This window comes from Acinetobacter sp. (genome assembly GCF_050285345.1).
GTDB lineage: Bacteria > Pseudomonadota > Gammaproteobacteria > Pseudomonadales > Moraxellaceae > Acinetobacter.
Genome location: NZ_JBLZXR010000128.1, coordinates 1 through 13021 on the forward strand (window position 1 = coordinate 1; position 13021 = coordinate 13021).

13 protein-coding genes and 1 pseudogene are annotated in these 13021 nt (G+C 41.7%); 8 read left to right on the forward strand and 6 right to left on the reverse strand.

What is annotated here, in order from left to right:
• Nucleotides 1–101 precede the first annotated feature (101 nt).
• Both secG and tpiA read right to left on the reverse strand, forming a co-directional pair.
• The gene (secG, locus tag ACN6OV_RS11380; protein WP_427953034.1) at nt 102–431 is read right to left on the reverse strand and encodes a preprotein translocase subunit SecG; all 330 of its coding nucleotides are present in this window, start codon (nt 429–431) and stop codon (nt 102–104) included.
• A gap of 13 nt (nt 432–444) precedes the next feature.
• Nucleotides 445–1236, reverse strand: coding sequence for a triose-phosphate isomerase (tpiA, locus tag ACN6OV_RS11385; protein WP_427953036.1), 792 nt, complete (start codon nt 1234–1236; stop codon nt 445–447).
• A gap of 274 nt (nt 1237–1510) precedes the next feature.
• Here tpiA and pilB point away from each other — a divergent pair, with 274 nt between their 5' ends.
• From pilB to coaE, 4 genes are read left to right on the forward strand one after another with little or no spacing between them, the layout of a single operon-like run.
• Nucleotides 1511–3220: a type IV-A pilus assembly ATPase PilB gene (gene pilB / locus ACN6OV_RS11390; protein WP_427953038.1), complete on the forward strand. Its 1710-nt coding sequence runs from the start codon at nt 1511–1513 to the stop codon at nt 3218–3220.
• Nucleotides 3221–3252: 32 nt separating this feature from the next.
• Nucleotides 3253–4479: a type II secretion system F family protein gene (locus tag ACN6OV_RS11395; RefSeq protein ID WP_427953040.1), complete on the forward strand. Its 1227-nt coding sequence runs from the start codon at nt 3253–3255 to the stop codon at nt 4477–4479.
• A complete protein-coding gene (locus ACN6OV_RS11400) occupies nt 4480–5340 on the forward strand; it encodes a prepilin peptidase (protein WP_427953042.1) in 861 nt (286 codons plus the stop codon).
• Between the two features lie 9 nt (nt 5341–5349).
• Nucleotides 5350–5952 carry a dephospho-CoA kinase gene (gene coaE / locus ACN6OV_RS11405; protein ID WP_427953044.1) on the forward strand — a complete coding sequence of 201 codons (603 nt, stop codon included), beginning with the start codon at nt 5350–5352 and terminating at the stop codon, nt 5950–5952.
• 8 nt (nt 5953–5960) lie between these two features.
• Here coaE and ACN6OV_RS11410 read toward each other — a convergent pair whose 3' ends face one another.
• The 3 genes from ACN6OV_RS11410 to ACN6OV_RS11420 all read right to left on the reverse strand — a co-directional run bounded on the left by ACN6OV_RS11410 (nt 5961) and on the right by ACN6OV_RS11420 (nt 8153).
• On the reverse strand, nt 5961–6881 hold the full coding sequence (locus ACN6OV_RS11410; protein WP_427953046.1) for a DMT family transporter: 921 nt from the start codon (nt 6879–6881) through the stop codon (nt 5961–5963).
• Between the two features lie 25 nt (nt 6882–6906).
• Nucleotides 6907–7656, reverse strand: a complete 750-nt coding sequence (gene rlmB / locus ACN6OV_RS11415) for a 23S rRNA (guanosine(2251)-2'-O)-methyltransferase RlmB (RefSeq protein ID WP_427953048.1) — start codon at nt 7654–7656, stop codon at nt 6907–6909.
• A 173-nt stretch (nt 7657–7829) separates the two neighbouring features.
• On the reverse strand, nt 7830–8153 hold the full coding sequence (locus ACN6OV_RS11420; RefSeq protein ID WP_067763086.1) for a pyrimidine/purine nucleoside phosphorylase: 324 nt from the start codon (nt 8151–8153) through the stop codon (nt 7830–7832).
• A gap of 492 nt (nt 8154–8645) precedes the next feature.
• On the opposite strand from ACN6OV_RS11420, the pseudogene ACN6OV_RS11425 reads away from it, so the two are divergent.
• Nucleotides 8646–8974: pseudogene (locus tag ACN6OV_RS11425) on the forward strand (zinc ribbon domain-containing protein); the annotation flags it as partial.
• Between the two features lie 135 nt (nt 8975–9109).
• On the forward strand, nt 9110–10771 hold the full coding sequence (gene recN / locus ACN6OV_RS11430) for a DNA repair protein RecN (RefSeq protein WP_427953050.1): 1662 nt from the start codon (nt 9110–9112) through the stop codon (nt 10769–10771).
• Between the two features lie 84 nt (nt 10772–10855).
• Here the strand turns inward: recN and ACN6OV_RS11435 are convergent, their stop codons facing one another.
• Entirely contained in the window at nt 10856–11581 is a 726-nt protein-coding gene (locus ACN6OV_RS11435; RefSeq protein WP_427953052.1) for a hypothetical protein, read from the reverse strand.
• 293 nt (nt 11582–11874) lie between these two features.
• Here ACN6OV_RS11435 and ACN6OV_RS11440 point away from each other — a divergent pair, with 293 nt between their 5' ends.
• Together ACN6OV_RS11440 and ruvX are read left to right on the forward strand one after the other, a co-directional pair.
• Complete coding sequence (locus ACN6OV_RS11440; protein WP_427953054.1) at nt 11875–12429, forward strand: YqgE/AlgH family protein; 555 nt, start codon at nt 11875–11877, stop codon at nt 12427–12429.
• On the forward strand, nt 12422–12865 hold the full coding sequence (gene ruvX / locus ACN6OV_RS11445) for a Holliday junction resolvase RuvX (protein WP_427953056.1): 444 nt from the start codon (nt 12422–12424) through the stop codon (nt 12863–12865). Before ACN6OV_RS11440 ends, ruvX begins: the two co-directional genes overlap by 8 nt.
• Nucleotides 12866–13021 lie beyond the last annotated feature (156 nt).

Here is a 13021-nt window from a genome sequence, read left to right on the forward strand (position 1 = left end):
AAGCACTACCACCTCAAGGTAGCGTGTCTACCAATTCCACCACCACCGCAGCTGTGACGCATTCTAGTCGCAACACGCCAAAAAAGAAAGCGCTAAATAAATTATTCAGAACTTTTTGGTGCAGTTGGCGAAGTTTCAGCCGTTTTTGCAGGTGCAGTCGGTGCTGAAGAAATTGCATTTAGACTATAAGCATCTGTAGTTTGTTTCTTGGCAAATACCGCCAGCGTCAAACTGGTCACAAAAAAGAGTGCCGTTAAAATTGCGGTTAAGCGGGTCATAAAGTTACCCGAACCCGATGCACCGAATACAGTTGCAGCACCGCCGCCACCAAAAGATGCGCCCGCATCTGCCCCTTTACCATGCTGAACTAAAATCAACACGATCATTAAAAGGGCTAAGATAATATGTACTACCAGCACAAACGTTTGCATGCTGAACTCCTAATTATTTTGTATTTGCAAATGCTTGAGCAATTTTATAGAAAGACTCCGCATTTAATGATGCACCACCAACCAGCGCACCATTGATATCTGGGCAGGCTGCCAACTCTACTGCATTTTCAGGCTTTACACTACCACCGTAGAGAATCGCCATCTGCTGACCTTCGGGCGTAATTTGGCTTAAACCTTCACGGATTTTGGCATGCATCGCTTGTGCATCTTCAGGCGAGGCAGTTTTACCTGTACCAATGGCCCAAATCGGCTCATAAGCCACCACGATATTCTTCCACTGCTCTGCCGTTACTACCGCTGCAATATCACAAATTTGTTGTAAAACCACTTGCTCTGCCTGACCGCTTTCACGCTGTTCGAGACTTTCACCTACACAGTAAATTACAGTTAAACCTGCATTTAAAGCATTTTTGACTTTTTCATTGATAATTTGAGGTTGATCACCAAAAATTTCACGTCGCTCAGAATGACCGACCAGTACAAACTCAATCGCGCTATCTTTTAACAATTCTGCACTGACTTCTCCGGTATACGCTCCGGTACCTGCCATACGAGACACGTCTTGTGCAACAGTTAAAATTTTCCGATCTGCCTGATTTAACGCATCACGTACAGTTGTCAAAGCAATCGAGACTGGTGCAACACCAATATGACACAATTCTTCTGCAATATTTTGTTGATTTAATAATTGCTTAAACTCTTGAAGAAGCACGCTCGCATCGGCTTGCATAGGGTTCATTTTCCAATTCCCAACAACCCAAGGCGTAATCGTCGAACCCGACATATTTATCCCACATGACAAAGATGAAATCGGGCACATTCTACACGTAATTCTTATTTTTGATGATAATTTTCAGCACTTTTACAATTTTGTATTGAGCATGCTATATCCTCAAATCCTAATTTAGGAAAAATAATCAGCAGATTTAAGGACTGGTTCATGCTTTTGTGCAATTCTTGGCTAGTGACAACACTTTCAGATATGGTATTTTTGTGCAACAAAAGTATAATTTTGCTATACCAATTATAAACAAACTGAAGCATAGGCATTTAAAAGCATGACAGCAGTTCAAGGTTCACCAAAATTTACGGGGTTTATTCGTCGCTTAGTTGATGAAGGGCATCTTTCTGCTGAAAAAATGCAGGCCGCACTGCAAAATTCGAAAAAATCCAAACAAGATATCGTGCCGCATCTGATTCACGAGTATCAACTGTCGCCTCGCTTAATTGCAGAAACCATTTCAATTGAATTTGGCGAACCGTTTTTTGATATTTCAACCTATGATACATCTTTGATTATTCGTGATGAGTTTGAAGATAAACTCATCACTAAACATCGTATCTTGCCGATTTTTAAACATGGCAATCTGCTCTTTGTTGCGATCAGCAATCCCACCAATATAGAAGCGGTTGATGCGATTCGCTTCGGTAGTAAATTCAATACCGAAACCGTTATTGTTGAATACGATAAGCTTGAAAAACTGATCGAACAAAATTTCGCTGAAGAGAGTACTTTTGATTTTGACGATGATTTTGATCTAGATTTAGAACAAGATACATCTAATCCAGAAGATCAAGACGAAGAAAAAGACTCAGGTGATGAAGCGCCAATTGTTAAATATATTAATAAGTTATTGGTCGATGCCATTCGCATGGGCGCATCTGACTTGCATTTTGAACCCTACGAAAAAACCTATCGCGTCCGTTACCGTGTCGACGGTGTGTTAAGAACAATTACCAATCCACCACTACAATTGGCGACTCGACTTGCTTCGCGTTTAAAAGTGATGTCGCAAATGGATATTTCCGAAAAGCGGATTCCACAAGATGGTCGTATTAAGTTAAAGCTATCTAAAAATAAAGCCATCGACTTTCGTGTCAACTCACTTCCAACCTTGTTTGGTGAAAAATTGGTACTGCGTATCCTTGATCCATCAAGTGCCATGCTCGGTATTGATGCGCTCGGTTATGAACCTGATCAAAAAGAATTATTTATGCAGGCACTGGAAAAGCCGCAAGGTATGCTACTGATTACAGGTCCAACCGGTTCTGGTAAAACTGTATCTTTATATACCGGTCTAAATATTCTCAACCGTGAAGATACCAATATTTCGACTGCCGAAGATCCTGTCGAAATTAACTTGGAAGGGATTAATCAGGTCAACGTTAACAACAAAGTGGGACTTACCTTCTCTGCGGCCTTGAAATCATTCCTGCGTCAGGATCCAGACATTGTCATGGTCGGGGAGATTCGTGACCTAGAAACAGCTGAAATTGCCATTAAAGCTGCACAAACAGGTCATATGGTGATGTCCACACTGCATACCAACAGTGCACCAGAAACCTTGACCCGTTTACGTAATATGGGCGTTCCCTCTTTCAATATTGCCACTTCCGTCAATCTGGTAATTGCACAGCGATTGGCGCGTCGCCTTTGCTCACAGTGTAAAGAAAGTGTAGAAGTGCCAAAACAAAGTTTACTTGAGCTTGGATTTACTGAAGAAGATCTAGCCAATCCTGAATTTCAAGTTTATCAACCTGTTGGTTGTGCAGAGTGCCGAGAAGGCTATAAAGGCCGTGTCGGTATTTATGAAGTTATGAAAGTAACACCAGAAATTTCAAGAATTATTATGGAAGACGGCAACGCATTACAAATTGCTGCAGCTTCTGATCAAGCGGGTTTTAACAATTTACGCCGTTCAGGCTTAATTAAGGTCATGCAGGGGGTGACTTCTCTTCAAGAAGTCAATCGTGTGACCAGTGAGTAAGTGAATTAGTATTTTAAAATAAGGATAAATTCATGGCTGTAAAAAAAGCACAGATGATGCCAACCTTCAGTTATGAAGGTGTGGATCGTAAAGGGGCAAAAATTAAAGGGGAATTGCCTTCGCGTAATATGGCTTTGGCCAAAGTGACTTTACGTAAACAAGGCATCACCATCAAAACTATTCGAGAAAAACGTAAAAATATTCTCGAAGGGTTGATGAAAAAGAAGGTATCGACTTTAGATATTACTGTATTCACGCGTCAGCTTGCCACGATGATGAAAGCCGGTGTGCCATTGGTTCAGGGGTTTGAAATTGTTGCTGAAGGGCTGGAAAACCCTTCTATGCGCGAGGTGGTACTCGGAATTAAAGGGGAAGTTGAAGGCGGGAACACCTTTGCCGGTGCACTACGTAAATATCCACAATATTTCGACAATCTGTTTTGTTCTTTGGTGGAATCTGGCGAACAGTCCGGTGCTTTAGAAACCATGCTCGATCGTGTTGCCATCTATAAAGAAAAAAGTGAGTTATTGAAGCAAAAAATTAAAAAAGCCATGAAATATCCTGCGGCGGTTATTGTCGTTGCGATCATTGTGACCATTATTCTGATGGTCAAAGTGGTTCCTGTATTCCAAGACCTGTTCAGCTCTTTTGGTGCAGACCTACCGGCCTTCACCAAAATGGTGGTGAATATGTCGGAATGGATGCAGAAATATTGGTTCCTGCTTATTATTGGTATTGCAGCCGCGGTTGCAGGCTTTTTGGAAGCCAAAAAACGCAGCAAAGCTTTCCGTGATTTTCTAGATAAAGCTGCCTTAAAAGCGCCTATTTTTGGTGACTTGGTGTATAAAGCAATTATTGCACGTTATAGCCGTACATTAGCAACCACCTTCGCTGCCGGTGTACCGCTTATTGATGCACTAGAGTCTACTGCGGGTGCGACCAACAACGTGGTCTATGAAACAGCGGTGATGAAAATTCGTGAAGATGTTGCGACTGGTCAACAACTTCAATTTGCCATGCGTCTCACTGATAAATTTCCATCTATGGCCATCCAAATGGTTGCGATTGGTGAAGAATCCGGTGCACTTGATGCCATGCTCGATAAAGTGGCAACCCACTATGAAAACGAAGTGGACAATGCCGTTGATGGCCTCACCTCCATGATGGAGCCTTTAATTATGGCTGTACTCGGCGTACTCGTGGGCGGTCTGGTCATTGCGATGTATCTTCCAATTTTCCAAATGGGTTCCGTGGTATAAATGCAAGAATTAATTACTTATTTAATCAGTACCCCAACTGCGCTATATATCGCAGTTGGGCTTTTTAGTCTTTGTATCGGTAGTTTTTTAAATGTGGTGATTTACCGCACTCCTAAGATGATGGAACAAGAATGGCGTACGGATTGCCAATTATTTCTCCATCCAGAACAACCGATTATTGACGAAAGTAAAATCACCCTCAGTAAACCGGCCTCAACCTGCCCAAAATGCCATAACCCAATTCGTTGGTATCAAAATATTCCCATCGTGAGTTGGTTGGCGTTGCGTGGAAAATGTGGAAGTTGTCACCATCCCATTAGTCCGCGTTATCCACTGATTGAATTACTTACAGCTGTTTGTGGTCTGATTGTGGTTGCTGTTTTTGGCCCCACAATACAAATGCTGTTTGGCTTAGTGTTGACCTATGTGTTGATCGCCCTCACCTTTATTGATTTCGATACACAACTGTTACCCGATCGCTTTACCCTACCACTTGCAGCACTTGGTTTGGGCATCAATAGCTATGCGATTTATACCTCTGCAACCTCAGCCATCTGGGGTTATATCATTGGCTTCTTATGCTTATGGATTGTGTATTATCTATTTAAAATCATTACAGGCAAGGAAGGTATGGGCTATGGTGACTTTAAACTATTAGCCGCATTGGGCGCATGGATGGGACCCTTCCTACTCCCACTCATCGTGTTGCTCTCATCGCTCGTTGGTGCCATTATCGGGATCATTTTATTGAAAGTCCGTAAAGAGAATCAGCCCTTCGCTTTTGGTCCTTATATTGCCATTGCCGGTTGGATTGCATTTCTTTGGGGTGATCAAATCATGAAAATTTATCTCGGTCAGTAAGGTACTTTTATGTCGTTTGTCTTGGGTTTAACGGGTGGAATTGGGAGTGGCAAATCCGCCGCAAGCAATTGGTTTGAACTGCAAGGTATTAGTGTCGTCGATGCAGATATCGTTGCGCGTGAAATTGTGGAAAAAGGACAACCGGCACTAAGTGCAATTCAGCAATATTTTGGCGATTGGGTTTTACTCGAAAATGGTGAACTCAATCGACGTGCCCTACGGGAACATATTTTTAAACACCCCACCGCACGACTTGCACTGGAAGGCATCACCCACCCTGCAATTCGCTTGTCCATTATTCAACAACTGACAGCAGCAACAAGTCCCTACGTCGTTTTAGTGTCCCCTCTGTTATTTGAAACCAATCAGCACGAATTGACCCATCGCACCTTATTGATTGATGCTACGGAGCAACTTCAGATTCAACGTGCATCGATGCGTGATGGTCAAAATATTGAACAAATTCAGAAAATTATTCAGGCCCAAATGCCACGCTCTGCCAAACAAAAGTTAGCCGATGATATCGTGCTAAATGATGGTCACTTGGATCATCTATATATGCAACTGCGTCCACTACATTTAAAATATTTAGCAGAAGCGGAAAAGAAATAAAAAGCAGCCTATTTAGACTGCCTTTTTTGCTGTTCAAGCCGTTGCTGTAAACTATCTTTTCGTCCCAACCATTTCCACGGTTGAATTGCACCAATTCCCATACCGACCAAACCACAGACAATCGCGACACTCAAAGGTTCATTTAACAACGGGACTGCCAATATCGCAGCAATAAACGGTGCTAAAGTCACAATACTGCCTGCCTTAAATGCTCCCAGTCGTTTAATCGCTTCAACATAAGTAAGTGTCGCTACAATCACCACAAAAATGCCATGAAAAATCACTTGCCCAATCAACTGCATCGGCTCTGGATCTGACCAATGTTTGGGGAAAAACAGTAGATAAATTGGCACAAAAATAATTGCTGACCAAATCGCAACACCCGCCATGGCATGCCAAGCCGAGAGTTTCCATTGTTTGAGTAAAACCGTAAAAATACCCCACCAGATCGCACTCAGCAGAAATAATCCATCTCCTAAACCAAAAGCAACGCCAGTTTCTTGGTACATCAGGAAACTCATCAGACCAATCGCCGACACCATAATCGCCACACTGATCCATGTGTGCTTATCAATCGGCTGTTGAAATAAGACAAACGCAGCAATTGCAGTACATAAAGGAATACTGCCATTCAAAAAAATTGCCGCATGCGCTGCAGGGGCATAATGAAAAGCACTATAAGCCGTTAGGCAATAGGTTACACCACCGAGCATGGCCAAAATAAAGGGCTCTTTTTTCCATAAAAAAGCTGTGTCTTTTTTATAGATGAGTATCGGCATCAAAATACAAAAAGCTAAGGCAAATCGTAGCCCAGTAATATCCCAAGCACTGATGCCCCAATTGGCACCCAAACGCGCCGTTAAGGTAAATCCACCCCAAATACACATGGTAATTAGGACATAGAAATAACCTTGTTTCTGGGGAGACATAAACCCTTCTTTTTAAATTTTGAAATTAAAGATTGCGTTGACGGCATGCTTCATACAACGCCATCCCCGTTGCTACGCTGACATTCAAACTTTGTAGATTGCCGGCCATCGGGATATACACTGTTTGATCACATTGACTTTGCGTAATCGGACGTAGACCTGTATCTTCAGCGCCCATCACCACACACACACCCGTCTCTGTGAAGTCAAATTTTTGAATAGGCAATGCTTTTTCATCTAACATGGTACCGACAACACGAACATTAAAGTCTTCTTTGATTTGACCTAAAGTACGCGCCAAGTTTGTGACTTGAATAAACTTCACTTTCTCCGCACCACCCGCAGCCACTTTACGTGCTGTCGGTGTCAAGGTTGCTGAACGATCACGAGGCGCAATCACTGCTTCAACCCCCATTGCCGCCGCAGTACGAATACAGGCACCTAAGTTATGTGGATCAGTAATATGATCTAGTGCCAACAACAAGGCATTTGGATTGGCTTGAAGCAAAGTGTCTAAGTCTTTTTCATTCAATACGGGATGTGGACGTACGGCTGCAACCACACCTTGGTGAAATGGCTGACCCGCCAATTTTTCCAAACTGTCACGGCTGGCTTTTTGAATAGACACACCAAAAGGTTCAGCCAATTCAAAAATACGTTTTAAACGTTGATCGTCACGCCCTTTTAAAGCAAACAAAGTTAAAACGCGCTCTGGCTCAAGCTCCAGTAATGACTCCACTGCATGAACGCCATAAAAATATTCCGGTTTTGCCATGAACGACCTCTAAATTTGAAAACTTCAAGAAAATAACGACACGGGAGAAATCCCCGAGATAACTTAAACTGCAAAAACGAAAAATCCTGCAAAGCAAGCTTTACAGGATTAATGCTTGGCACATAGTTTAACCGATTCGGGTTAAAAAAACTGTGCCTAAATGAGCCGAATCATTAGCCTTCTAAATGGCAAACATAATCCAGCACTTCATCAGTTTCAATCTTAAAACGGCTATTCCCTGGAACGTAAAAAGATTGGCCCGCGCGGAATAATTCACTTTCTTCACTGTCAGCAATTTGCACACGACATTCGCCGGAAATAATTTCCATACGTTCAGGAACATGTGTTTCAAAAGTCAGTGCTTGTTCAGTTGGAAGTAACACGCCAAGTGTTTTTTTAGTTCCGTCTTCAAATTGTACCGTATGGCTGATGCATAACCCGCCAAAGTAAACATTTGATTTTTTAATTACCGATACATGATCAAACTGTGCTGACATGCGTTTTCTCCAAATAAAGCATATTTTTTAATATTTTGATTGATGTAGTTTAATTGTGCGGCACTAACTAATCAATCGATGTTTAAAGCGTACAATCGTTTATTTTAAAAAAACTGTGAAGCGCCGCACTAAACCATTTTTTCGTTACATCACGGCATTGGAGCAAAGTCTAAAATACACAGATTTTTTATACAAAATAGTTTTTTGTTTCATCTACTAAAGTCCAATCTAGCATGCAGTCACCACACATAAAAAAACTAAATTCATGTTCTGCTTTCATTCATAACTCACTCCCCATTCAGCTCAAAAATCTAAAGGACGACTTAAACTCGAATTTTAATTTTGCTAAAGAATGAAATAAGCGATTACCTCATTGTGCTTAGCTTAATCTATGCTGATTGCACTTCGAAGACAAAACCCAATTGGGCTAAAAAGATAATGCTTGAGTATCAAAAGTAAACGAAAACATATTTCATGTTTATCCATTGGAGTGTAAAAACTAAAATGGCGAAATCTGTCTTAGACACAGGATTTTCGGCACTAAAAACAATGCTCAAGTATAAATGCGAGAACGCAACTTGCGCAGCAATGCTGCTTGTTTGAAGAAGTCAATGAAAGTTTCACCTCCCAAATCTGTTCGTGCTGTGGTGAGATCACCGCAAATAGTCCGAAAGATACAAGGTAGGATAGATTTGCGAATAAGAGAATGGCAGTGCAGTAATAAAAAATGTCTCAGTCTAAATGATCGGGACATTAATGCTGCAAAGAACATTCTTACGCTTGGGCATAAGCGTCTAGCCGTAGGAATCACCTTCGTTTAAAGGAAGTAAGGATGTCAAATTTGATTTAATATAGAATTGTCCTGTTTTATGTCATCTTAAAATAAAATCTGGTCTTGTGGCCAAAACAAAACTTAATTATCTTTAACTCACACTTTTCGCAGCTTGGATGCGTTTATGCTGACACATTTAACTCTGATCAATTTTGCTCTTGCCGACCACTTAGCCATCGATATTGAACAAGGCTTCAATGTGCTGACGGGCGAAACAGGTGCCGGTAAGTCGTTACTTTTAGATGCATTATCAGCATGTTTAGGTGAACGTACAGACACCAATTATGTCCGTTTTGGATCAGACAAAGCAGATGTGACCGCAACCTTTAGCTATCAAGAACATAGTCCTGAAGCACTTTGGCTAAAAGAACATGAACTTGATGATGAATCGGGGGAAATCCATTTACGTCGTGTCATTTTTGCTACCGGTCGCAGCAAAGCTTGGATTAATGGACGCCCAAGCAGCTTATCGGAACTAAAAGAAATTGGCCGTTTATTGGTACAACTCTATAGCCAGCACAGTCAGCAGCAATTGCTCGAACCGCCTTATCCAAAGCACTGGCTTGACCGCTATTATAATTTTTATCAACCTGCACAAGATGTCCGTGATGCCTACAGCAAATGGCAAAAAGACATTCGTCAACATCAGGCGGCGCTAGATGCCCAAGCCACACGTAAACAACGCATTGAAACCTTAGAGTTGCAACTGGAAGAACTCGAAGATGTGGTGCAAACCGACTATAAAGAGATTGAACAGGAATTTGACCGCCTCAGCCATCATGAACATATCATGCAGGATTGTAGCTATGGCTTAAATGCTTTGGATGATGCAGAACAAAATATTAATCAAGAAATAGCCACGATTATTCGCCGCATCGAATCACATGCCGGACGTAGCGAGCAGCTTTCTGAAATTTATACTTCCTTGCTGAATGCGCAAAGTGAAATCGAAGATGCGACCAGTAATCTGCGTCAGTTTATTGATCGGCAAAGTTTCGACCCTGAACGCATGGATGAATTAAATACCCAACTGGAAGTCTTTCATCGTTTGGCACGTAAATATCGCAGTCAGCCAGAAGACCTAAAAAACGAATTTGAAGCGTGGCAGCTCGAATTAGAACAACTGCATCAACTTGAAAACCCTGAAACCCTTGCAGAGCAAGTCGAAATCTCGCATCAGAACTTTATTGCCAAGGCAGAACATTTAGATCAAATTCGCCGAGATGCTGCTGCACCATTGGCCAAACAACTCACAGAACAGGTCAAACAATTGGCACTACCTGAAGCACATTTTGAATTTAAATTTGAGCCACTTGAGCAAGCCTCAAGTGAAGGTTTGAGTTTTATTCAGCTTTTATTTACCGCCAACAAAGGGATTCCTGCACAGCCTTTAGCCCGCGTGGCATCGGGCGGTGAATTATCACGTATTGCCCTAGTGATGCAGGTGATGAATGCTGAAAAAACCGACTCTGAAGTGTTAGTCTTCGATGAAATTGATGTTGGGATCAGCGGTGGTACAGCCGAAATTGTCGGGCGTTTATTGGCAGACCTAGCACAACATGTACAAATCTTGTGTATCACCCATCAAGCTCAGGTGGCGGCACAGTCGGACCAACACTTATTGGTAAAAAAACGACAAACCGATCCTGCCAGCAGTACCATTATTGAGCTTAAAGAAGATGATCGAATTCAGGAACTAGCGCGCATGACCGGTGGTATTGAAATTAGTCAAACCACCTTGCAGCATGCCAAACAGTTGCGACAATTAAAGTTTCAACACAGTTAATACTTTAAAATAAACCAATCATAAAAAAACCTTTGCATTCCACTGCAAAGGTTTTTTTATAAGCGTCTTTTTGTAGGCAGTTTTTTATTTAACAATTCCCTGATATACAAAAGCTTTCGAACCCAGCGTATAGCGTAAATATTGATGCTGTGGCTGATGTTTTTGATTCAGCAGCATTACATCGACGTGCTTCGGACTGAGTCTGAAATAATTTTGACTGGCTGAGCGGTCAGCATCGTAATGGCAATCATAATTGACCAAAATTTCATGCAAGCTTTTTTGCTTGGTTTGAAACACATAGGATTTCAGCAATTGCTTTGGACCGACTTCCACTGCTCTTAAGTGATGCATGCCGGTACAACTATCGCCTTTGTAGTAACTGCGTACCAAATACACGACTTTATTTTGAATCCGTACAGGTAAAATTTGGTTGATATAACCTGAAGCAAACTGATCTAGATGTTGGGTTTTGCCAGTTGAATATTGCACATAATTACTCCATGCGCCCATAGTGCCGCCACCTGAAATATCAAAGCTATAAAACTTCAGTTTTTTGTCAGGAGAATATTGAATCTGCACATAACCCTGTTTGGCTAAAGCGGGGAAATCATAGCTAAAACTACTGGTATCGTCTGAAATCACATCCACGACAGCATTTCTAATGGCTTCATTTACCTCATAAAAATTCTGCTGTTTAAATTTTTGTAGCACTTGAGCTTCTTGTTTTTGCAAAGTCTGCGTATTGGCAAAACTTAGGGTTGAAACGGAAGTAAAAAGACTGATCAGTAAAATTTTATCGATTTTTTTCATATTTTTATCCTTGATGGTTCAGCACCACGATTTGAGTGATACAAAAATATTAGCAAGAAATGTGTGCTTATGAATAAGAGGATTCTGTGGCTATCCCGATAGCTGTCTGTATCCTAAAAGCCCAATATTCAGCATAAGTAATTTCGTTCAAATCCTTTAAACAATAAAACTGTAGCCAAAATCAAATCTGTGTTTTGCACAAAAACTCATTGTTGAAAGCCATTGAGTCTAGTATGTTGATCATTATATAGAGATGAGAATGATTTAAATCTAAATTAAGGAGAAGCCATTAGGTGACTAAACAATACCTAACGCATCGCTGCCTGATTGCTCCGCCAGAGATGAATGATGAGTTCTTTGCCAATACGGTCATTTATTTGGCGCGACATGATGAAGATGGCGCACAAGGCATCATTATTAACCGTCCTTCAGGTTTACAAATCAAAGAACTCTTGAATGATTTGGAAATTGAAGCGGATAATGTGCATCCTCATGAAGTGTTGCAAGGTGGCCCCTTGCGCCCTGAGGCGGGTTTTGTTCTTCATACTGGCCAACCCACGTGGCATTCATCTATCGCTGTGGGTGAAAATGTCTGTATTACCACCTCTAAAGATATTTTAGATGCGATTGCACACAACCAAGGTGTCGGACGTTATCAAGTGGCGCTCGGCTACGCCAGTTGGGGGAAAAGTCAGCTAGAAGAAGAAATCGCTCGGGGTGATTGGCTAATTTGCGACTCAGACATGGATTTAATTTTTAACTTACCTTATGACGACCGTTGGGATGCTGCCTATAAAAAAATAGGCGTTGACCGAATGTGGTTGTCATCTGAGATTGGACATGCCTGATTTACCGCAATATCAAATGATTATGGCCTTTGACTTTGGCACACAAAAAACCGGAATGGCGGTAGGGCAAGCGCTGATTGAAAGTGCCAATCCCCTGCCACTTTTTCCAATGAAAGACGGCATTCCGAATTGGGACAATTTGCTGAAAATCGTCAAGCAATATCAACCGGACTTGTTTATTGTCGGTTTACCACTGAATATGGATGATAGCGAATCTGAACTTTCAACCCGTGCGCGTAAATTTGCACGGCGCTTACGCCATCAGACCAATATTGAGACCCTCATGGTCGATGAACGTCTAACCACTCGCGAAGCGCGTGATGAGCTAGATTATTATCAAGCGCAAGGCCGAGGTAAAAAACTCTCTGCCGACAGTCTTGCCGCTGCCCTATTTATTGAAAGTTGGTATCGAAACCCTGTCGGATTAAAACCTTAAAATCGAAAATAAAATGTACAGATAAAAGAGCATCCCAAACCGGATGCTTTTTTATGTGCTAAATGAATGGCTCAATCTGGTTGACATCCTCACCTCCCTTAAACGGAGGTGATTCCTACAGCTAGACGCTTATGCCCAAGCGCAAGAATGTTCATG

Bases quoted from the DNA above. Each gene is read 5' to 3' on its own strand.
- secG (WP_427953034.1), bottom strand. From the start codon at position 431: ATGCAAACGTTTGTGCTGGTAGTACATATTATCTTAGCCCTTTTAATG.
- tpiA (WP_427953036.1), bottom strand. From the start codon at position 1,236: ATGTCGGGTTCGACGATTACGCCTTGGGTTGTTGGGAATTGGAAAATG.
- pilB (WP_427953038.1), top strand. From the start codon at position 1,511: ATGACAGCAGTTCAAGGTTCACCAAAATTTACGGGGTTTATTCGTCGC.
- ACN6OV_RS11395 (WP_427953040.1), top strand. From the start codon at position 3,253: ATGGCTGTAAAAAAAGCACAGATGATGCCAACCTTCAGTTATGAAGGT.
- ACN6OV_RS11400 (WP_427953042.1), top strand. From the start codon at position 4,480: ATGCAAGAATTAATTACTTATTTAATCAGTACCCCAACTGCGCTATAT.
- coaE (WP_427953044.1), top strand. From the start codon at position 5,350: ATGTCGTTTGTCTTGGGTTTAACGGGTGGAATTGGGAGTGGCAAATCC.
- ACN6OV_RS11410 (WP_427953046.1), bottom strand. From the start codon at position 6,881: ATGTCTCCCCAGAAACAAGGTTATTTCTATGTCCTAATTACCATGTGT.
- rlmB (WP_427953048.1), bottom strand. From the start codon at position 7,656: ATGGCAAAACCGGAATATTTTTATGGCGTTCATGCAGTGGAGTCATTA.
- ACN6OV_RS11420 (WP_067763086.1), bottom strand. From the start codon at position 8,153: ATGTCAGCACAGTTTGATCATGTATCGGTAATTAAAAAATCAAATGTT.
- recN (WP_427953050.1), top strand. From the start codon at position 9,110: ATGCTGACACATTTAACTCTGATCAATTTTGCTCTTGCCGACCACTTA.
- ACN6OV_RS11435 (WP_427953052.1), bottom strand. From the start codon at position 11,581: ATGAAAAAAATCGATAAAATTTTACTGATCAGTCTTTTTACTTCCGTT.
- ruvX (WP_427953056.1), top strand. From the start codon at position 12,422: ATGCCTGATTTACCGCAATATCAAATGATTATGGCCTTTGACTTTGGC.